This window comes from Nitrospirillum amazonense, from assembly GCF_029594735.1.
Taxonomy (GTDB): domain Bacteria; phylum Pseudomonadota; class Alphaproteobacteria; order Azospirillales; family Azospirillaceae; genus Nitrospirillum; species Nitrospirillum amazonense.
Window position 1 is genome coordinate 870,791 of the sequence record NZ_JARPAF010000001.1, and the last position, 21,100, is coordinate 891,890.

The 21,100-nt window shown below is 66.9% G+C and carries 8 protein-coding genes; all 8 read right to left on the minus strand.

What is annotated here, in order from left to right:
• Positions 1-15,697 (minus strand): beta strand repeat-containing protein (locus P5F91_RS03570; RefSeq protein ID WP_277906527.1); only part of this gene is annotated, 15,697 nt, incomplete at its 3' end.
• Between the two features lie 683 nt (positions 15,698-16,380).
• Positions 16,381-16,650 (minus strand): NHLP leader peptide family RiPP precursor, encoded by a 270-nt coding sequence (locus P5F91_RS03575; RefSeq protein ID WP_145609017.1) that lies wholly within the window; start codon positions 16,648-16,650, stop codon positions 16,381-16,383.
• A 92-nt stretch (positions 16,651-16,742) separates the two neighbouring features.
• Positions 16,743-16,868, minus strand: coding sequence for a hypothetical protein (locus tag P5F91_RS03580; protein ID WP_277906528.1), 126 nt, complete (start codon positions 16,866-16,868; stop codon positions 16,743-16,745).
• 359 nt (positions 16,869-17,227) lie between these two features.
• On the minus strand, positions 17,228-18,205 hold the full coding sequence (locus P5F91_RS03585) for an alpha/beta fold hydrolase (RefSeq protein ID WP_145609016.1): 978 nt from the start codon (positions 18,203-18,205) through the stop codon (positions 17,228-17,230).
• Positions 18,206-18,294: 89 nt separating this feature from the next.
• Entirely contained in the window at positions 18,295-19,062 is a 768-nt protein-coding gene (locus P5F91_RS03590) for an SDR family oxidoreductase (RefSeq protein ID WP_211106832.1), read from the minus strand.
• Entirely contained in the window at positions 19,059-19,442 is a 384-nt protein-coding gene (locus tag P5F91_RS03595) for a nuclear transport factor 2 family protein (RefSeq protein WP_145609015.1), read from the minus strand. Before P5F91_RS03595 ends, P5F91_RS03590 begins: the two co-directional genes overlap by 4 nt.
• A gap of 89 nt (positions 19,443-19,531) precedes the next feature.
• Positions 19,532-20,392, minus strand: coding sequence for an alpha/beta fold hydrolase (locus P5F91_RS03600; RefSeq protein WP_145609014.1), 861 nt, complete (start codon positions 20,390-20,392; stop codon positions 19,532-19,534).
• 86 nt (positions 20,393-20,478) lie between these two features.
• Positions 20,479-21,027 carry a carboxymuconolactone decarboxylase family protein gene (locus P5F91_RS03605; RefSeq protein ID WP_277906529.1) on the minus strand — a complete coding sequence of 183 codons (549 nt, stop codon included), beginning with the start codon at positions 21,025-21,027 and terminating at the stop codon, positions 20,479-20,481.
• Positions 21,028-21,100: the final 73 nt, after the last annotated feature.

A 21,100-nucleotide genomic window follows, 5' to 3' on the forward strand; every position in this document is an offset into this window, starting at 1 on the left:
TGCCGGTGCCGCCGGTGATGTTCAGGCTGGCGCTGCCGGCGTTGGTGATGTTGCCGGATATCGTACCGCTGTTGCCCAGCGTGCCCAGCGTGCCCGCGCTGGCGATATACAGCGCCGTAGCGCCGCCGGCAGTATTCGTCAGGCTGCCGGTGACGGCCAAGCTAGCTAGAGTGCCACCGATATAATCGTTGGCGGCAACGGCCAGCAGGCTGGTGCCGTTGGTGGATGCTGAGGCCGACAGGCCGGTCAGACCACTGGTCACCGTGGCCCCGGCGTAGCTGGACCCGGCACCGCCCTGGATCAGGGTAGTACCGTCGCCCACCAGGTAATTGCCCGCGCTGTTGAGGCCGGCGTCGACCACGCCGCCGCTGACAGTCGCGGCCCCGCTGACGCTCAACAGGTGGCCGTCCACGGCCAAGGTGCCGGCCGTCTGGCTGAAGTTGCCAGTCACGGAGATATCGCCGGCCAGTGCGATGCTCGCACCACTGTTGGCCACCGTGTGCCCGGTGACATCGATGGCATCGCCCAGGCTGACATTCCCCGACGCGAAGCCGAGGTTGCTCAGGCTGTTACGGATGGTACCGCCGCTGAAGCCGCCCACCGCCGTGCCGCTGCCACCCGCGACCAGCAGATCGTGGCTGCTGGTGTTGAGCAGGTCGCCGATCAGGGCGCCGCTGTTGGCCAGTGTGCCCAGGCTGCCGCTGGCCGCGATGTAGACGACCGTGGCGGCGGTGAGGGTGCCGGTGTTGGCCAACGTACCCAGGGTACCGCCGACATAGTCGTTGCCGACCACCGCCAGCAGGTTGGTGCCCACCACACCCTGGCTCATCAACAGCCCGGTCAGGGAGCCCTGCACCGCCACGCCGCTATAGCTGGACCCGGCACCGCCAGCGACCAGCGTCGTGACACTGCCGGCCAGGAAGTTGCCTGTGGACGCGAAATCCGCAAGCACGGTGCCGCCGCTCAGGCTGGCGGCCCCGCTGACGGCCAGGGCCCCGCCGCTGGCGATGTCCAGGGTCAGGGTGCCGGCCGTCTGGCTGTAAGCACCGGTGACACTGACCAGGCTGTCCAGAACCAGCGAAGCGCCGCTGTTGATCAGGGTATGGCCGGTCACGTTCACGGCGTCGTTCAGCACCAGGTTGCCGGAGGCGAGAACCACGTCGCCGAAGGTGTTGGTGATGGTCCCCTGGCTGCCGGCGATGTAGCCGGTCAGGGTGCCCACCACCGCCCCGCTGCCGCCGGTGATGCTGAGGGTGTTGGCCGACAGGTTCAGGATGTTGCCGGTGACGGTGCCGCTGTTGGCCAGCACGCCCAGGCTGGCGCCGGTGTCGAGATAGAGGGCGGTCGGTGCGGTGATCAGGCCGCTATTGGCCAAGGTCCCAATGGTGCCGGCATTGTAGACGCCGTAGGTGGCGCCCAGGATGGTGCCGCCGTTCAGCACCGTGGCGATGTTGCCCGTGTTGTACAGGCCGGCGGCCGTGGGGGCGCCGGCATCGATCAGCGATCCGGTGTTGACGAAGACATCGATGGTGCCGGCGTTGTAAAGGGCCATCTGGCCGGCGACGGTGCCGCTGTTGCTGAGCATGCCGATGCTGGCGCCCGCCTGGTTGCCCAGGCCCGTGACGCTGCCGATCACCGTGCCTTGGTTGCGCAGGGTGCCGATGGTGCCGGTGTTGCTGATGCCGGCGACGCTGCCCAGGACGGTGCCGTCGTTGCCGAAGCTGCCGACCTGGCCCTGGTTCAGCACGGCGATGGTGCCGATCAGGGTGCCGGTGTTGGATAGGCTGCCAACGGTGCCACCGGCAGCGACGTGGACGGCCGTCGGGGCGTTGATCACGCCACCGTTGCCCAGGCTGCCCAGCGTATCGCCGACATAGTTGTTGGCGATCATGGCCAACAGGTCGACGCCGCCGCCGATGGTGATGGTGCTGAGCGTCACGGCCACGCCGGCCACATTCATCAGGGCCGTCAGCCCGGTATAACTGGAACCGGCGCCACCCACGACCAGGGTGCCCAGCACCGCCCCCACCAACTGGTTGCTGGCTGCCGAAACCGAGGCCGCCACCGTGCCGCCGCTGAGTGCTGCGACACCGGTGACCACCAACTGATCGGCGTCCAGCGCCAGGCTGCCCGCCGTCTGGCGGTAGTCGCCGGTAATGGTCAGGGTGCTGGCCAGGTGAAGCGTGGCGCCTGTGTTGGACACCGTGTGGCCCGCCGCGGCGATCATGTCGTTCAGCAACAGGGTACCACCGGCAAAAACCACGTCGCCGCCCGAGCTGGTCAGCGTACCGATGCCGGGCCCCGGCCCCGACAACTGCCCCGTCAGCGTGCCGACCAGGGTGCCGACGCCACCCGTGATCACCAGCGCGCTGGCGCCATCGTTCAGAATATCGCCGGCGATGGTGCCACTGTTGGCGACGGTGCCCAGGCTGCCCAGGTTGACCAAGGCATGGGCCGTGCCGGTCAACAGGCCGCTATTGACCAAGGTGGCAAGGGTGCCGCTGCCGGCCACATAGACGGCCGTGGCCGCCGACAGGGTGCCGCTGTTGGTGACACTGCCCAGCGAGCCGCCGACATAGTCGTTACCGACCGTGAGGGTCAACCCATTGCTGACGGTGCCCTGCGCGGCGGACAGGCCGGTGATGCCGCTGACCTGCAGTTGCGCCGTCACGGTGGCGCCGCCGGCCGCCTGCAGCAGGGTGCTGGTCCCCACCAGATAGTTGGCGGTGGAGGACAGGTTGGCCAGCACGGTACCGCCGACGGTGGCGGTGCCGCTGACCACAAGTTCAGCCGCCTGGGTGTCGTTCCGCGTCAGCACCAGGCTGCCGCCGGTCTGGCTGTAATCGCCGCTGACCGTCACGGCATTGGCCAGCGCCAGGGTCGCGCCGCTGTTCACCACGGCGCGGCCGGTGGCGACGAAGTCATCGTCCAGCAGCAGGGCGCCGGCCGTGAAGACCACATTGCCCCGAGTATTGGTGATCGTGCCCCTGCCCAACAAGCCCGTCAGCGTGCCCAGGCCGCTGCCGGCACCGGTGAACACCAGGTCCTGCGCCGCGTCGTTCACGATGGCGCCCCGGATCATGCCGCTGTTGGCGATGGTGCCCAGGGTACCGTCGTTGTACAGCGCCGTGACGCCCGCCAAGGTGCCGCCGGCGGCGTTCATCAGGACCGCCAGCGTGCCGCTGTTATAGAGGCCGACGGTGCCGGTGATGGTGCCGCTGTTGGAAACGGTGGCGATGCCGCCGCTGTTGTACAGGCCGGCACGGGACACGGCGCTGATCAGGCCCGTGTTGCTGACCAGGATGGCCGTACCGATGTTGTGGAAACCGTCACGGCCGCCGGTGATGGTGCCGATGTTGGCCAGGGTGCCCAAGGTGCCGATGTTGGCAGCCGCACTGCTGGCCCCCATGACGGTGCCGTCGTTCACCAGGGTACCGACGACCCCGTTGTTGGCGACGCCGATCGCACCGCCCGACAACAGGCCGGTGTTCGACAGGGTGCCGACGCTGCCGGAGGCGGCGACGTAGCCGGCGGTGCGCACGCCGGTGATGGTGCCGCTGTTCGAGGCGTTGCCGATGGTGCCGCCGATATAGTCGTTGGCGAACTGCAGCAGCAAGGCGCTGGTGCCCGCCGCTGTCACGATGGTGGTGTTGCCGGCGAAGCCGGCCAGGGCGGTGATGAGGTTGGCGCCGCTGAGGTCGATACCACCGCCAGCCTGCATCAGGGTATAGCCGTTGCCATAGAGATAGGTGCCGCCGGCGCTGAGCGTGGCCTGCACCACGCCACCGCTGACGACGATGGCCTGGCTGGCGACCAGGCGGCCGGTGCCGGGGTCGATGCTGAGGGTGCCGCCGGTCTGGGCATAGGCGCCGGTAATACCAACCTGGCTGGACAGCCGCAGGGTGGCGGATTGGTTCACCACCGTGTGGCCAGTGGCATCGATGGCATCGGCCAGCAACAGGTCGCCGGACGCGAACACCACGTTGGACAGGCTATTGACGATGGTGCCGCCGGTGAAGGTGCCCACCGTGCCGCCGGCCCCGCCGCTGATGGAGAGATCCACGGCCGACAGGTTGCGGATGTTGCCGGTCAGCGTGCCGGTATTGGCCAGCTGGCCCAAGCTGCCGCCCGCCGCGATATAGACGGCCGTGGCGGCCGACAGGCTGCCGCTGTTTGCCAGGGTGGCGTAGGCGCCGCCGATATAGTCGTTCTCCGCCACCAGCAGCAAGGAGTCGCCGCTGACGGCACCGGTGCCGGTCAGGCCGGTGAGGACTGAGCTGACAGTGGCGCCGCTGTAGTTTGACCCGATGCCGCCGGCCACCAGGGTGCCCAGCGTACCCGCCAGGTAGTTGCCGGTGGCGGCCAAGGTGGCCAGGACGGTGCCGCCGGTGATGCTGGCCGCACCGCTGGCTGTCAGCCCATTGTTCACCGTGGCTCCCAGGGTGCCGGCCGTCTGACTGTAGGCGCCGGTGACGCTGACGGCACCCGCCAGCTGCAGGTTGGCGCCGGCATTGGCCAGAGTATGGCCCGTGGCCTGGATGCCGTCGTTCAGCCAGATGTTGCCACTGGCCAGGACCACATCGCCGCCGACGGCGATGGTGCCCTGGCTGCCCAGGGTGCTGCCGGTGAAGGTGCCCTGGATGGCGCCGCTGCCGCCGACAATGGTCAAAGTGCCGGCGGCCACCCGGATGTCGCCGGCGATGGTGCCGCTGTTGCCCAGGGTGTCGAGGCGCCCGCCCCCGGTCACCAGGATGCCGCCGCTGAGCTGGCCCTGGTTGTCGAGGGAAAGCAGCGTGCCGGTGCCGCCGATGGAAACGGTGGCGATGCCGCCGACGTTTAGGGCGGAGGTGACAACGCCGCCGTCGACGGCCAGGCCGGCCGTCTGCCCTGTCAGGGTGCCGATATTGTCGAGGAAAGTGACCAAGCCGCCGCTGTTGCGCAAGCCATAGGTGCCACCGCCAATGGAGTCGTCATTCACCAGCGCGCCGACGGTGCCGGCATTGCGCAGGCCGGCGTTCTGGCCGACCAGCGTGGTGCTGTTGGTCAGGGTGCCCAGCGACCCTGTGGTGGCCACATACAGAGCCGTGCTGGCGTTGTTGACCGCGCCGGTGATGGACAGCGTGGCGAGCGTGCCGCCAATATAGTCGTTCAGCGCCACAGCCTGCAGGGCGTTGTTCGCCACCGTGCCGCCCAGACCGAAGCCGGTCACCAGATTGGTGATGCTGAGGCCCGTATAGTCGGACCCCGCCCCGCCCTGCACAAGCGGCCCCAGGATGCTGCCGGCCATATAGTTGGCGGTGCCCAAGGCGCTGGTGACGGTGGCGGCGCCACCTGTGAACCGTGCCGCTCCGGTGACGGACAGCATATCGCTGCCGATGCCCAACCGCAGACTGCCGCCCGTCTGGCTGTAATCGCCGATAACGGCCACGGTGCCGCCCAGGATCAGGGCAGCGCCGTTGTTCACCAGGGTGTGGCCGGTCACGTCGACGGCATCGGCCAAGCGCACGTTGCCAGATGCGAACACCACGTTGGACAAGTTGTTGACGATGGTGCCGCCGCTGAAGGTACCCACAGTGCCCCCTGTCCCACCGGTGATGGACAGGTCAAAGGACGAGAGGTTGCGGATGTTGCCGGCCAACGTGCCGGTGTTGGCCAGCTGCCCCAAGCTGCCGCCGGCCGCGATGTAGACCGCCGTCGCGGCCGACAGGCTGCCGCTGTTGGTCAGCGTGGCGGAGGCGCCGCCGATGTAGTCGTTGCTGCCCACGAACAGCAGGCTGTCGCCGCTGGCCGCACCGCTGCCGATCAGCCCGGTCAGGGCGGAGGCCACCACAGCGCCGCTGTAGCTGGAGCCGGCAGCGCCGGCCACCAGGGTGCCCAGCGTACCCGCCAGATAGTTGCCGCCGGCATCAAGGGTGGCCAGGACGGTGCCGCCGGTGATGCTGGCGACGCCGCTGACCGTCAGGCCGTGGCCCACGGTGACACCTAGGGTGCCGGCCGTCTGGCTGTAGGCGCCGGTGACGCTGACGCCGCCGGCCAGCACCAGGAAGGATCCGGTGTTGACCACGGTCGCCGCCTGCACGCTGTCGTTCAGCAGGACATTGCCGCCGGCCAGCACCAGCTTGCCTGCGCCGACGTTGATCAGGCCCTGGCTGCCCAGGGTGGCGCCGGTGAAGATGCCCGTCACCGTGCCGCTGCCGCCGGTGATGGTCAGGTCGCCCGAGGTGGCCACGTCACCGGCGATGATGCCGGCATTGGCCAGCAGGCCGATGGTGCCCGCGGAAATGCCGATGCTGCCGCCGGCGATGGTGCCCTGATTGATGAGGGTGCCCAGGGTGCCGGCCTCCACCCCCACCACGCCGCCGCCGATCACGCCCAGACTGGTGATGGACAGCAGGCCGATGGCGCCGGCGCCGCCGATGCCGGCATTGGTGGTGCCGAGGATGGTGCCGCTGTTGACCAGGGTACCGAGGGAACCGGTATTCTCGACGCCGCTGGCGGCACCGCCGATCACGCCGCCGACGGTGTTGACGAGGATGCCGATACCGCCCGTCTGCTCCACATAAATCCGGGTGCCGATGCTGCCGCTGTTGGACAGCAGGCCCAGCGTGCCCCTTATATCGAACGCGCCGCCGATGGTGCCGCTGTTGACGGCCGTGTCGATGACGCCGTCCGCGAACAAGCCGCCCAGGGTGCCGGCGTTGGTCAGCATATGGATGAGGCCGGTGTTATGGAGGCCGACCCCGGCGCCGGTGATGGTGCCGCTGTTCGACAGCGTGCCGATGGTGCCCAGGTTGGCGATGGCGGTGCTGCCGACACTGCTGATCACGCCGCCGGTGTTGGCCAAGGTCCCCAGGGTGCCGGTCTGGGCCACGTAAAGGGCGGCGCCGTTCTGGACGCCGAGCGTCCCGGTGTTTTCCAGGCTGGCATAGGTGCCGCCGACATAGTCGTTCCGCGCCACCCCCACCAGGGCGGTGCCGGCGATGGCGCCACTCAGGGTCAGGCCGGTGGCGTCATCGGTCACCACCACGCCGGCGTAGTCGGAGCCGGCGCCGCCGGCCACCAGGGGCCCGACCGTGCCGCCCTGCAGGTAATTGCCGGTGGCGGCGCCGATCAACTGCACCTGCCCGTTGGTCAGGCTGGCGCTGCCGCTGGCTGCCAGCTGGCCGGCGCCGGTCACCAAGACCAGGGTGCCGCCCGTCTGGGCATAGTTGCCGGTGATGCTGACGGCGCCGGTCAGGGTCAAGTCGGCGCCGATGTTCCGGACCGTGTTGCCGCCCACATTGACGCTATCGTTCAGCAGCACGTCACCGGATGCGAAGATGACATTGCCCAGGGTGTTGGTGATGATGCCCTGGTTGGTCAGGGCGACACCGGTGAAGGTGCCGGTCCCGATGGTGGTATTGCCCAGCGTGCCGCCCATGATGGTCAGGTTGGGCGTGGCCGTGGCGTTGTTGATGATGTTGCCGGCGATGGTGCCGCCGTTGGCCAGCGCGAAGAACTGGCCTTGGGCGCCGATGCTCAGCGCGGTGGCGCCGCTGATCAGGCCGCCGTTGAAGTTGAGGATGGAGCCCAGTGTGCCACCGTCCTGCACCTGGACGCCGCCACTGATCCGCCCGATATTGCCCAGCGCGAACATCGAACCGCCGCCGCTGACGGCGACGGTGGCGATGCTGCCGTCGTTCAGGGCGAACATCACGCTGCCGCCGTCCACCGCCAGGCCGGCCGTCTGGCCCGCCAGGGTGCCGTGGTTGCCGAGGAAGGTGATGGCGCCGCTGCTGTTGCGCAGGCCATAGGCGCCGCCGGCGATCCTCCCGTCGTTCATCAGCGCGCTGATGGTGCCGAAATTGCGCAGACCAGCGTTCTGACCCACCAGCGAAGTGCTGTTGGTCAGCGTGCCCGATACCGACCCCGTGGCCGCCACGTACAACGCCGTGCTTGCGGTGCTGACGGCACCTGTGATGGACAGTGCGGCCAATGTGCCGCCGACATAGTCGTTCAGCGCCACGGCCTGCAGGGCGTTGTTCGCCACCGTGCCGCCCAGGCCGAAGCCGGTCACCAGGTTGGTGATGCTGAGGCCCGTATAGTCGGACCCCGCGCCGCCCTGCACCAGGGTGCCAAAGATGCTACCGGCCATGTAGTTGGCGGTGGCCGAGAACCCGGTGACGGTGGCGGTGCCGCCCGCGAACCGGGCCGCCCCGGTAACGGACAGCAGGTCGGCGCCGATACCCAGCCGCAGGCCGCCCCCCGTCTGGCTGTAGTCGCCGGTGACGGCCACGGTGCCGCCCAGGGTCGCAGCGGCGCCGCTGTTCACCAGGGTGTGGCCGGTCACGTCGACGGCATCGGCCAGGCGCATATTGCCGGACGCGAGCACCACGTTGGACAGGGTGTTGATAAGGGTGCCACCGGTGAAGGTGCCAACCGTGCCCGTGGTCCCGCCGGCGATGGAAAGGTCGACGGCCGACAGGTTGCGGACGTTGCCCACCAGCGTGCCGGTGTTGGAAAGATTGCCCAGGCTGCCGGTGGCCGCGATGTAGACCGCCGTCGCGGCCGACAGGCTGCCGCTGTTGCTGAGCGTGGCATAGGCACCGCCGATATAGTCGTTGCCGCCCACGAACAGCAGCGTGCCGCCGCTGGACGCGCCGCTGCCCACCAGGCCGGTCAAGGCAGAGACCACGCTGGCGCCATAGCTGGACCCGTTGGCCGCCACCACCAGGGTGCCCAGGGTACCCGCCAGATAGTTACCGGTGGCAGCCAGGGAGGCCAGGACCGTGCCGCCGGTGATGTTGGCGACGCCGCTGGCCGCCAAGCCGTTGTTCACCGTGATGCCCAGGGTGCCGACCGTCTGGCTGTAGCCGCCGGTGACGCTGACCGCGCCGGCCAACTGAAGGTTGGCGCCGTTGTTGATCAGCGTATGACCGCTGACGACGACGTTGTCGTTCAGCAGGAGGTTACCACCCGCCAGCACCACATTGCCGCTGGTGGCGGTGATGGTGCCCCGGTTGGTCACGGTGGCGCCACTGAAGGTGCCCGCCACCGTGCCGGTGCCGCCGGTGATGGTCAGGGTGCCGGACGTGGCCTGGATGTCGCCCAGGATGGTGCCGCCGTTGTTCAGCAGGTCCGGCTGGCTGGTGAGGGACAGGGCGTTGGCGCCACTGATCAGGCCGCTGTTCAGGATGGTGCCGAAGGCGCCGGACAGGGCCGTGCCGCCGGCATCGGTGGCCCGGATGGTGCCGCCGTTGATCACCGTGCCCGTGGCGTTGGAGGAAAAGACGCCGTACTGGGCACCGCTGATCAGGCCTCGGTTGACCAAGGTGCCTAGGAAACCGGCATTCCCAATGCCGCTGGCGGCACCGCTGATCACGCCACCGATGGTGTTGACGAGAGTGCCGATTCCCCCGGTCTGCTGCACATGAACCTGGGTGCCGATGCTGCCGCTGTTGGCCAACAACCCCAGCGTGCCGCTGATGTTGAAGGCGTTACCGATGGCGCCGCCATTGACCAGCGTGTCGATGACGCCGTCCGCGAACAGGCCGCCCAGGGCGCCGTCATTGGTCAGCGTATGGATGAGGCCCGCGTTATGGAGGCCGACCCCGCCGCCGGTGATGGTGCCGCTGTTCGACAGCGTGCCGATGGTGCCCAGGTTGGCAATGGCGGTGCTGCCGACGCTGCTGATCAGGCCGCCGGCGTTGGCCAGGGTGCCCAGAGTGCCGGTCTGGGCCACGTAAACGGCCGCGCCGTTTTGGACGCTGAGCGTCCCGGTGTTGCCCAGGCTGGCGTAGGTGCCGCCGATGTAGTCGTTCCGCACGACGGCGATCAGGTTGTTGCCGATGGTGACGCTGGCCAGGCTGAGCCCGGCGCCATCGCCGCTGAGCGTCACGCCGGCGTAGTCCGACCCGGCGCCGCCGGTCACCAGGGTGCCCACCGTGTCGCCCTGGAAATAATTGTTGGTGGCGGCCCCCACCAGTTGCACCTGCCCGTTGGTCAGGCTGGCGCTGCCGCTGACCGCCAGCATGCCACCGCCGACCGCCACGCCCAGGCTGCCCCCCGTCTGGGTGTAGTCGCCGGTGATGTTGACGGTGTTGGCGACCGTGATGCCGGCGCCAATGTTGCGCACGGCAAAGCCGTTGGTGGTGATGCTGTCATTCAACAGCAGGTCGCCGCCGGCGAAGACCACGTCAGCGTACCGGGTGGTGATGCGGCCCTGGTTGGTCAGGTTGGCGCCGGTCAGGGTGCCGATGGTGCCGCCGGCGCCCCCAGCGATGGTGAGGGCGGCCGCCAGCGTGCCCGGTCCGGCGTTGTTCGGGTCGAAGTTGTTGTCGATGTTGCCGGCGATGGTGCCGCTGTTGACCAGCAGGTCCACCTGGCTGCCCACGAAGATGTCCAGGGCTGTGCCGCCCTTGATCAGTCCGGCGTTGGCGAGGGTGCCGATCTTGCCGCCGTTGAAGAGGCCGATGCCGAAACCAGGGGCGGTGATGGTGCCGCTGTTGGCTAGGCGGACGATGGTGCCGGGGCTGACCAGGGCGAAGGACGCGCCGCTGCTGATCGTGCCACCGTTGTCCAGAAGGCCGACGGTGCGGTCGTTATAAAAGCCCACCCCGCTGGTGGCCATCAGGGTTCCGCTGTTGGTCAGGGTGTTGATGGTGCCGTAGTTGCGCAGGGCGATGTTGGTCCCGCCACCGATCAACCCGCTGTTGGTCAACGTGTCGATGGTGCCGCTGTTGGTCATGTCCGACCGGACGGCACCGATACTCCCGCTGTTGTCGAAGGTGCCGATGCTGCCGCTGTTATTGACGGCGAGCCCGGAGGTCACGGTCGCGGCGATGGTCCCGCTGTTGGTCAGCCGGGTGATGTTGCCGCCGTTATAGATCGCGTAGGACCGCCCCAGGATCGTCCCGCTGTTGTTGATCGAGCCGATGGGACTGACGATGCCATTAAGGTATAGGGCCGTCTTACCGGTGATCAGGCCCGTGGTCTGGTTGTCGATGGCGCCGATGGTGTTGAAATTGGAACCGATGATGGCGGTCCGGGCGGAAATGGTACCGCTGTTGAGCAAGGTGCCGATGCTACCGATACCGATGCCGATGGTGTCGCTGTCGATCACACCGCTGTTGTCCAGCAGGCCGATACCCCGGTTGTTGGGGGACGAGATACCACTGGCTGTGCCGGTCAGCGTGCCGCTGTTGGCCAAGGTGCCCAGCGTGCCGTTCAGATAAAAGGCGGTGCGGCCCGTGGCGGTGCCGGTATTGCCGATGCTGCCGATATTGCTGTTGATGTAATAGTTGCCGGCCACGGCCACCAGGTTGGCGCCGGACGTCCCGATGCTGGCCGTAACGCCACCCAGCGTCCCGACAAGGGTGCCGGTCAGGCTGGAATAGGTGCCGCTGGTGGCGGAAACCAGGGTGGTGAGGACATCGCCCAGCAGATAGGTGTTGGCGTAGCTAAAGGCCACCGTGCCGGTCACCGCGGCCCCGGTAATGCCGGCGGTACCGCTGACGGCCAAGCCACCGCCGGCCCCCAGCAGCAGCGTGCCGCCGGTCTGCGCGTAATCGCCAGTCACGCCGATGTTGCCGGGCAGGGTCAGCGTGGCGCCTGCATTGACCAGGGTGTGGCCGCTGACGTTCACGCCTTCACCCAGGCGCAGGTTGCCGGCCAGCACCAGGTTGGCAAGGGTGTTGATGATGGTGCCGCCGGTGAGGGTGCCGACCGTGGCGGCCGTCCCGCCCAGGATGGACAGGTCGTGGGCCGACAGGTTCAGGATGGTGCCCGACAGGGCGCCAGTGTTGACCAGTTGGCCCAGACTGCCGGTGGCGGCGATGTAGAGGGCCGTAGGGGCCGACACGGCCCCGCTGTTGGTCAGGGTGGCCAGGGTGTCGCCAACATAGTCGCTTTGCGCCATCAGCAGCAGATTGGTGCCGTCATTCCCACCGGTGAGGGTGATGCCCGTCTGAGGCGCCACCGTCACGGACGCGCCGGTGTAGTCGGAACCGGCCCCGCCCACCACCACCGTGGTGGGGGCGCCCACCACGTAGTTGGCCTGGGTGGGCAGACTGCTCACGCTGACCCGGGCGCCGGTCAGGCTGGCGGCACCGCTGACCACCAGCTGGGCGCCGTTAGACAGGTTCAGGCTGCCGCCCGTCTGGGCATAGTCGCCGGTGATGCTGACGGTGTTGACCAGCGTGATGCCGGCGCCGGTGTTCAGCACCCTATGGCCGGCGGCATCGATGGCATCGTTCAGCAGCAGGGCGCCGCTGGTGAAGACCACGTTGCTGAAGGTGTTGCTGATGGTGCCCTGGCTGTTGGCGGCATAGCCGGTGAAGGTGCCGACGGTGCCGCCGCTGCCGCCCGCGATGGTCAGGCCGCCATAGGAGAAGCTGTCGTTCAGGGTGCCGTTAACGATGTTGCCGGCGACCAGGCCCGCGTTCACCAGGGTGCCGATGCTGCCGCCGAAGACCAGTGCCACGGCCTCGGGCGCCAGGATGGTACCGGTGTTGGACACCGTGCCGATGGTCAGCAGCGACTGCAGGAGGCCGTACTGGTTGCCCGTGCCGCCGCTGACGGTGATGAGCCCGCCGTTCAGCACCGCGGCGATGGACCCGACGTTGTAGATGCCGACGCCGCCGGCGGTGGCCGCGATGGTGCCGCTGTTGCTGACCGTGGCCACTGTGGCGTTGTTGACGATGCCGAAGCCGCTGGCGCCCACGGCGATCCGGCCGCTGTTGGACAGGACGCTGGCCACGGTGCTTTGGCTGAGGATGCCGACGTGGGCCAGGATGGTGCCGGTGTTGGACACCGTGCCGATGGCGGCGGCGGTGCCGACGCGGATGCCGAACTGGGTGGTGCTGGCGCTGACGTGCCCGTCGATCAGCCCGTTGTTAATCAGGGTACCGATGGTGGCCGACGCCACGTCAATCCCCGCCCCCACCGTGCCGGCGGTGAGGTGGCCAGCGTTGAGCAGCGTGCCGATGGACGCGCCATCGGCGACATAGGCCGCGATGCTGCCGGTATCCACGGTACCGGTCAGCGTCAGGCTGGCGGCATTGGCGCCGATGTAGTCGCTGGTGGCCACCGCCAGCAGGTTGGCGCTGTCGGTATCCAGGGCGGCCGTCAGCGGGCCGAGGCCGCTGGCGACGGTGCCGCTGAGACCCGTGTAGGCGCCGCTGGCCGCGGACACCAGGGTCGACAGCGCGTCGCCCACCAGGTATGTGGCACCCGCCGATGGGGTGGATAGCGTGGCGATGACGCTGCCGCCCGTCATGGTGGCGACCCCGCTGACCGCCAGCCCGGCACCCGGCTGCAGGACCAGGGTGCCGGCCGTCTGCGCATAGTTGCCGGTGACGCCGACCACGCTGGCCAGCGTGACGGAGGCGCCGCTGTTGGCCAGGGTGTGGCCGCTGACGTTGACCGCATCGTCCAGCAGAAGGCTGCCGCCGCTGAGCACCAGGTCGCTGAGGCTGTTGGTGAGGGTGCCGCCCGTCAGCGTGCCCACCACGCCGCCGGTGCCGCCGCTGATGGACAGGGTATTGGCCGAGAGGTTCCGGATGTCGCCGGTCAGCGTGCCGGTGTTGACCAGCTGGCCCAGGCTGCCGGTGGCGGCGATGTAGACCACGGTGGCGCCCGACAGGCTGCCGCTGTTGGTCAGCGTGGCCAGCGTACCGCCGACATAGTCGTTACTGGCCACCACCAGCACGCCGTTGCCGGCCACGCTGCCGGTCAGGCTGGCACCGGTCAGCGCACCGAGGGAAACGGATAGGCCGGTGAAATCGGATCCGCCGCCGCCGGCCACCACGGTGACGGGGCTGCCGGCGATGTAGTTGCCGGCGGCGTTGGGGGCGATGCTGACGGTCGCGTTGGTCAGGCTGGCGCTGCCGCTGACCGTCAGCGCGCCGCTGTTGGTCAGGACCAGGCTGCCGCCCGTCTGGGCGTAGGCGCCGGTGACGTTGATGGGGTTGACCAGCGTGAGGGCGGCGCCGGTGTTCAGCACCGTATGCCCTGTGGCGTTGATACGGTCGTTGAGCAGCAGGTTGCCGCCGGCGAAATACAAATCACTGTTGGCGTTGGTGAACACACCCACGACGCTGGTGCCGCCGGGATTGAGCGTGCCGGAGAAGCCGGTCAGGGTGCCGACCGTGCCGGCGGTGCCGCCCAGGACGGTCACGTTGGGCACGCTGGCGGTGAGGGTGCTGGTGCTGATGTTGCCGGCGATGGTGCCGGAATTCACGATGGTCAGGAACGCGCCGCTGGGGCCGCTGGCAATGGTTTGCACAACCAGGGCGTCAGGCGCCGAAATCAGGCCGCTGTTGACCAGCGTGCCGATCGTGGCCGTCCGTTGCACGATGCCGTAGTTGTAGGTGCTGTTGGCGCCAAGAAGAATGGCGCCGCTGTTGACCAGCGTGCCGAGGGTCGCGCTGCTGAGGACACCGGCGGATCCGGCGCGCATGTCGATGGTGCCGCTGTTGACCAGCGTCTGGATGGTGCTGACCGTGGTGTAGATGCCGATGCCGTTGGTCGTGCCCGTGATCGTGCCGCTGTTCGACAGCAGGCCGACGGTGGCGTTGAAGGCCGTAATGCCGTAGCGGATCTGCTGGATCGTGCCGCTGTTCGACAGGGTGCCCACGACGGCGTTCCGCGCGACGGCAATGCCGGTCTGCGGCATACCGTTGAGGGACACATGCAGGTCGATCAGACCGGCGTTGATCAGGGTGCCGATAGTGGCGCCGGTGCCGATGCTCAACCCGATGGTGTCGCCGGTCAGGTGCCCGGTATTGACCAGGGTACCGATGCTGACGCCGGGCGCCACATAGGCGGCGACGGGCGTGGTGCCGTTGGTGTCCACCGTACCGGTCAGCGTTAGACTGGGCGTGCCGGCGCCGATATAGTCGTTCAGAGCCTGCGCCACCAAGTTGCCGCCGGCCGTGCCGAGGGTGGCGGCCAGGCGAGCCAGACTGCTGGTGATGCTGCCGGTCAGGCCGGTATAGGTGCCGCTGCCGGCGGCCACCAGGGTGGCCAGGGCATCCCCTGCCAGGTAGGTGGCGCCGGCCGACAGGGTGGACAGGGTGGCGGTCACTTGACCGCCCGTCAGGCTGGCGCTGCCGGTGACCATCAACTCGCCCGAGGCGCCCAGTGCCAGGGTGCCTGACGCCTGGGTATAGTCGCCGGTGACGGTGACGATGCTGGTCAACGTGACGGCGGCGCCGCTGTTGATCAGCGTATGCCCGCTGACGTTGACGGCATCGTTCAGCAGGAAACCGCCAGTGAGGATCAGGTTGCTGAGCGTGTTGGTGATGGTGCCCTGGCCGCTCATGCCGGTGTAAGTGCCCACCGCCGTGCCGCCGCCCAAGGTTAGGTCGGTGCTGCCGTTGTTGATGACGGCGCCCAGGATGGTGCCGCTGTTGCGCAACACGCCCAGGGTGCTGTTGCTGGAAATGGAAATGGCGTAGCTGGTACCGCCGATCAGGCCATTGTTGACGATGGTGGAGATCGACGATCCGTTGATCAGGCCAATGCCGCCCAGCCCCGTCACGAGGGTGCCACCGGCATTGATCAGCAACGGATTGACCCGGGCGTTATTGAACAGGGCGCCGATGGTGCCGGCGCCGATCACCGTGTTGCCGTTCAGGGTCACGCCGCTGGATGAAAAGTTGCCGCTGTACGTGGTGTAGGCAGTCTGGGCGTGGACGGGCCGGGGCGTGGCCACCATGCCGACGGCCACCACCGCCAGGGAGGAGCCGGCCAGAAGAACCCTCCGGGCGCGGGCGAGCCGCCGCCGGTGGTCGTGTTGTATCTCTTGCGGACAGGTGTCAGCCCCGCCAGCCCCTCGCAGCCCCATCCCCGCCCCCACACCTTTTTGATAGCCCCGCAGAAAATTGCCGCCTTAGATCGTCGGCCCAGATCCGCTAACAGGCTGGATCAGCCTAAACATTTAGATGAACTTTTCCTGGACATACTGCAGACGCGACGTATTATACTTACGTAATATACATTAGCACTATAAGTGAAATTCTTAATTTTAACCAATAACACCTTCCGCATACGCATTCAGACCAATCGTTAAAAGGGCTGGGTGGAAGATCCAGCCCTCATGGACCAGCACACCATGGACCAGCACACCATGGCCCGGCACGCGGGACGGCAGCGTGCCGAACACACCCCAGCCCAGCACCGCGCCCAGGGCCCTTCCGCGCGCGGGGGGGTGATATTGACCAATTGGTTGAGCTGCTCGGGTGAAGACACCCCGTCAGGATGCAGGCTGTGTTGAACGCCTCCCGGGCGATGATGGCCCGGTCCCCCGCCGGCAGGCCGGCGGCCTCCCGTTCCCTTCACCTAATCCAGTCCACCTTCCTCGACGCAGGCAGTAAGGGACAAGTGGAAGCGCATGCGGCGTCAGAGACAGAGTTCGCAGTACCAGCACCAGCCGCCGGAAGCGCCATCCAATTCTTCGTCCGACAAGTCGGTCGGACGGGCGGGAAGCACCAGGGTGTAGCTCGCCTCGGTGTTCTCCACGATCGACAGGCGGATCCCCGCCGGAACGTCGACCCCTTCCGCCGCCAGCACCGCTGACGGATCGGCCAGCAGCCGCGCCTTGAAACCCTCATCCGCCCAGGCCTTGGCAATAATCCGGCCGGCAACCTTGGCATTTTCTTCGTTCAGCATTTGCCCATTCCCCTTTTGGTTCAAACACTCTGGCAGCAATACCCCCGCATCTCCCATCCCCGGAGAAATCCAGGCCTCATCGGACAGGTCTGTCAGGCGGACAGCGCCAGGGCCCGAACGGCAGCGGGATCGGCCAGCAACCACGCCCTGAACCCTTCACCGGCCCAAACCTTGGCGGCGATCCGGCCCGCCGCCTTCGCACTCTTTTCGTTCGTCATGTCCAACCACCTCGAGATTGGTCAAAATGATTGCAAACATGCCGGAAGAAATCCGGAACCTGCTGTCAGGCATACGGTGGTTAATGTTCGACTTATCGCGTGTGCTGTTTGCCGATCTCGCGTGAGAGTAATTACAGGCCGAGAACCTGTCTGTAGAACAAACGCGCCACAGCGGTAAACGCCCCTTCCTGATGCCCTCCTCCCATAACCATCAATCCGAATACTGGTCAGAACGATGGAGTACCGCCCGTAGCCACAAGGCCATGACCAAGGCATCCAGATTCGGAAACGCATCCCGACGCATAATGGAGGGGCGCATCCTCTAGGCCTGCTTCAGTGCCGATCCGCAGCAGACGGCATCATCCTGGATGTCCGGCCATGAAGTTCAGGATCAGGCGCGCGATCTCATCCGTCTGTTCGTCGAGCGCGAAATGCCCGGCATCCAGCAGGTGCACCTCCGCGTCGGGAAGGTCTTTCTTGAACGCAGTGGCACCCGGCGCGATGAACGACGGATCGTTGGCACCCCACGCGACGAGGGTCGGCGGCTTATGCTCGCGAAGCCATGCCTGCCACTTAGGGTAGGCCGCGACGTTGGTACGGTAGTCGTAGAGGAGTGCCGATTGGATTTCGCGCTGGCCAGGCTTTGAGAGGTGCGTGAACTCGTCCGTCCAGGTATCCGGATTGTAGCGCTCCGGATGGGTGCTCCCCGCCGTGTGACGCTGCTCCGTCGCCTCGAACGACAGGAAGGCGTCAACCACCTCCGGATGGCCTTCAGGGTCGGCCCAATATTGGGCAATCTTGGACCATTTCGTGCCCAGCCCTTCCTGATAGGCATTGCCGTTCTGGGTAATGAGCGCCTGCAGCCGCTCCGGATGCGCCACCATCATCCGGAAACCCACCGGCGCGCCATAGTCGTGGATGTAGAGGCTGTAGCGGTCGATCTTCAGGCTTGTCAGAAGGTCATTCATCACCCCCGCGAGATGGTCGAACGTGTAGGCGTAAGCCGACGCCGCTGGCGCATCGCTTTGCCCGAAGCCCGGAAAATCAGGCGCGATCACGTGATAACGGGGGGCCAGCAGAGGGATCAGCGTGTCGAACTCGCGAGACGACGACGGAAAGCCGTGCAGCAGCACGATCGTCGGCGCGTTCCTCGGCCCGGCTTCGCGATAAAAGATTCCGATGCCGTCGACCTTCACACGGTGATAGCTGGTGGTCGACGCCGTCGATTCCAGCGGTGCCGCGGACGCCGCCGCGGCCACGGCCAGCGTCGTTGCGACGGCAACGGCCGCCGCCCTCAACAGGCGAGCTTTGATGTGGGCCACTAGTTTTTTGGTCATTGTAAATCTCCATGCGAACGCATGTTTGCGTCATCGTCGGCGCTCTGGAATCTGAGCGGCCGACCCAGCGCCGTGCCGCTTCCGCGGTTTCAGACGACTTTCGTCTCGCCACCATCGACCCGCAGCGCCGTCCCGGTCATCCAACGGCTTTCCGGGGCGAACAGGAAGGCGATGGCGTTGGCGATATCGTCGGGCTCGCCGTAGCGCGCGATGCCCATTTCGGCGGCGAATTTATCAGTCGCCGCCTCAAGCGGCAGCCCATGCCTGTCGGCGTAACCTTGCAACATGGTCCGCCGGCGGCCGGTCATCACCGAACCCGGCAGGATCGAGTTCACCTGGACGCCATCCTTGATCCCGCTGTCGGCAAAAGCCTTGGCGAGTGCCACGATCGCCGCGTTGATGGTGCCGACCGCCGCAAGCGATGCCTTCGGGGTATAGGCCGATGTGCCCGAGGTGATCGCCACCGAACCCCGCGACGCTTTCAGCGCATCCCACGCCGCGAGGGTCAGGCGACGGGCGGAGTGGAACTTCAGCGCAAGGCCGTCGTCCCAGTGTTCGTCGGTCAGAGCGAAGAGGTCCGCCTGGGCAACCGCCCCGGCGATGCAGGCCAACGCATCGATGCGACCGAAGCGGTCAAGCGTGGCCCGGATGACCGACGCACAAGCCTCCGGTGTCCGCAGATCCCGTGGGAGCGCCAGGGGCTCGGCACCCGCCGAGCGAACGATGTCGGCGGTCTCGGCCAAAGTATCGGCCGACCGCGCGACGATGACGACCGCCTCGAAATCCCGCGCGAGACGGATGGCCGTGGCGCGACCGATGCCCCGGCTCGCGCCCGTGATGATGGCAACGCGGCTCATGATCGAGCCCCTTCCACCGCAAGCGTGTCGATATACTGACGAAACCGGACGATCAGCCCGTCCCGGACAGTCCACACGTGGGCGTAGCGGGCCTGCACTTCCTTGCCGGTCGTTCCATGGACGCCGGTGAAGTCGCCGAGCGAGACGACGGTGTCACCATCGACGATGAACTCAGTCGAAACCAGGGAATGCCGCGGCCATTCGGCCACGAGCGGCTTGATGATGCCGTCAACAACACCGACCACGCCGGGGCCCGTGACCTTATAGTGCCACATGGTGATCCACTCGATGGTCGGAGCAATCAGGTCGATAACACCGGCGACATCGCCGGCGCCGAGCTTTTCGTAGAAGCCGCGGATGGTTTCATCTGGGTTTTTCATGTCGGTCTCCTGGTGTCGGCCTTGGTGTTGCCGGCTGTTGAGCAAGCCCCGGGCGTCACCGCAGCGACGCCCGGGGTGTGGTCGCGGCCTCAGCCGACGTGTTTGACGAGGAATTCGCGCATTGCCGCGCCGATTTCGGCGGCGTGGGTCTCCAGGGCAAAGTGTCCGCTATCGACGAACCGGACATCGGCCGAGGGGACGTCGCGCTTGAAGGCCTCGGCGCCGGGCGGAATGAAGAACGGGTCGTTCTTGCCCCAGACCGCGAGGACTGGCGGTTGATGCGTGCGCAGATAGGCCTGGATGGTGTCGTACAGCGCGACGTTCCCCTGGTAATCGAGGAGCAGGTCGAGCTGGATCTCGTCGTTGCCCAGGCGCGCCAGGTAGAAGTCGTCGAGGTTACGGCCATCCGGCGAGACCAGGCTCGGGTCGGCGACACCGTGCGTATACTGGAACAGGGTCGTTTGCGGCGCGAGGAAGCCACGCAGGGCATCGCGATTGGCTGGGGTCGGATCTTTCCAGTAGGCCTGGATCGGCGCGAAGGCTTCCGACACGCCTTCCAGATACGTGTTGCCGTTCTGCGTGATGATCGCGGTGATGCGCTCGGGGTGCTTGACCGCCAGCCGGAAACCCACCGGCGCGCCATAGTCGAAAACGTAGATCGCGAACTTGGTGAGGCCGATCACCTCGGTGAAACGGCCGATGACCTTGGCGAGGTTCTGGAAGGTGTAGTCGAATTTGTCGCGTGACGGCTGCTCCGTCTGCCCGAAACCCGGCAGATCCGGCGCAACGACATGGTATTGGCCGGCAAGCTCCGGGATCAGATCCCTGAACATGTGGCTGGCGCTGGGGAAGCCATGCAGAAGCAGAACCGTCGGCCGGGTCGCATCGCCGGCTTCCCGGTAAAAGACCTTGAGGCCGTCCACGTCGGTGGTCTTGAATTGAACAGTCATCGCACTTCTCCTTGTTCGAGGGCGTGAGCCAGGGTTCGCCGACGCGTGTCAGCGCCGGCGGTGTTGAATTCCAAATGATTGAGCGGTCAGGTCGGCCGGCGGGTGCCGACCTTGGGGAAGTCGATTTCCGTCTTCAGGGCTTCATTGATGAAGTTGGTGAAGACGTTGAGAGCGACATGCGCAACGATTTCGACGATCTCCGCATCCGAGTATCCCGCCCGCTTGACGTCATCGACATCGCGCTCGGTGACGTGCCCGCGCTCGCGCGCCAGCTTCTTTGCAAAGCGCAGAGCCGCATCCACCGTGATGTCGTTCGACGCGCCGTTCCTGTTCGCCGTGATCTCGGCATCATCCAGAACTCCAGCCTTGCGGGTCCGGTAGGTTTGCGCCGAAAGGCAATAGTCACAGCCATTCACCTCAGCCACCGTGATGGCGATACGCTCGGTGATCAGGCCATCCAGTGCACCGCCCTGAAGCGTGGCCTGGAAGCCCAGCACTGCCTCAAGCGCCGCCGGGCTGTTGGAAACCACCCGGTAGAAATTCGGTATCGCCCCAAGACGCTGATCCACCTCGGCGAGCAGTGGCCGCGACCGCGCCGGCGCTTCCTCCAAGCTGGGGGTCGGTATCCGCGCCATGGGCTCTGCCTCCTGATCAACTCGGCCGTGATCGGCCTCTGGCAGCAGAATTACCGCCTTCCACATTCCTCCA

Excerpts from the sequence above, each read along its gene's own strand:
- P5F91_RS03575 (WP_145609017.1), bottom strand. The coding sequence starts at position 16,650 with ATGCTGAACGAAGAAAATGCCAAGGTTGCCGGCCGGATTATTGCCAAG.
- P5F91_RS03585 (WP_145609016.1), bottom strand. The coding sequence starts at position 18,205 with ATGACCAAAAAACTAGTGGCCCACATCAAAGCTCGCCTGTTGAGGGCG.
- P5F91_RS03595 (WP_145609015.1), bottom strand. The coding sequence starts at position 19,442 with ATGAAAAACCCAGATGAAACCATCCGCGGCTTCTACGAAAAGCTCGGC.
- P5F91_RS03590 (WP_211106832.1), bottom strand. The coding sequence starts at position 19,062 with ATGAGCCGCGTTGCCATCATCACGGGCGCGAGCCGGGGCATCGGTCGC.
- P5F91_RS03600 (WP_145609014.1), bottom strand. The coding sequence starts at position 20,392 with ATGACTGTTCAATTCAAGACCACCGACGTGGACGGCCTCAAGGTCTTT.
- P5F91_RS03580 (WP_277906528.1), bottom strand. The coding sequence starts at position 16,868 with ATGACGAACGAAAAGAGTGCGAAGGCGGCGGGCCGGATCGCCGCCAAG.
- P5F91_RS03605 (WP_277906529.1), bottom strand. The coding sequence starts at position 21,027 with ATGGCGCGGATACCGACCCCCAGCTTGGAGGAAGCGCCGGCGCGGTCG.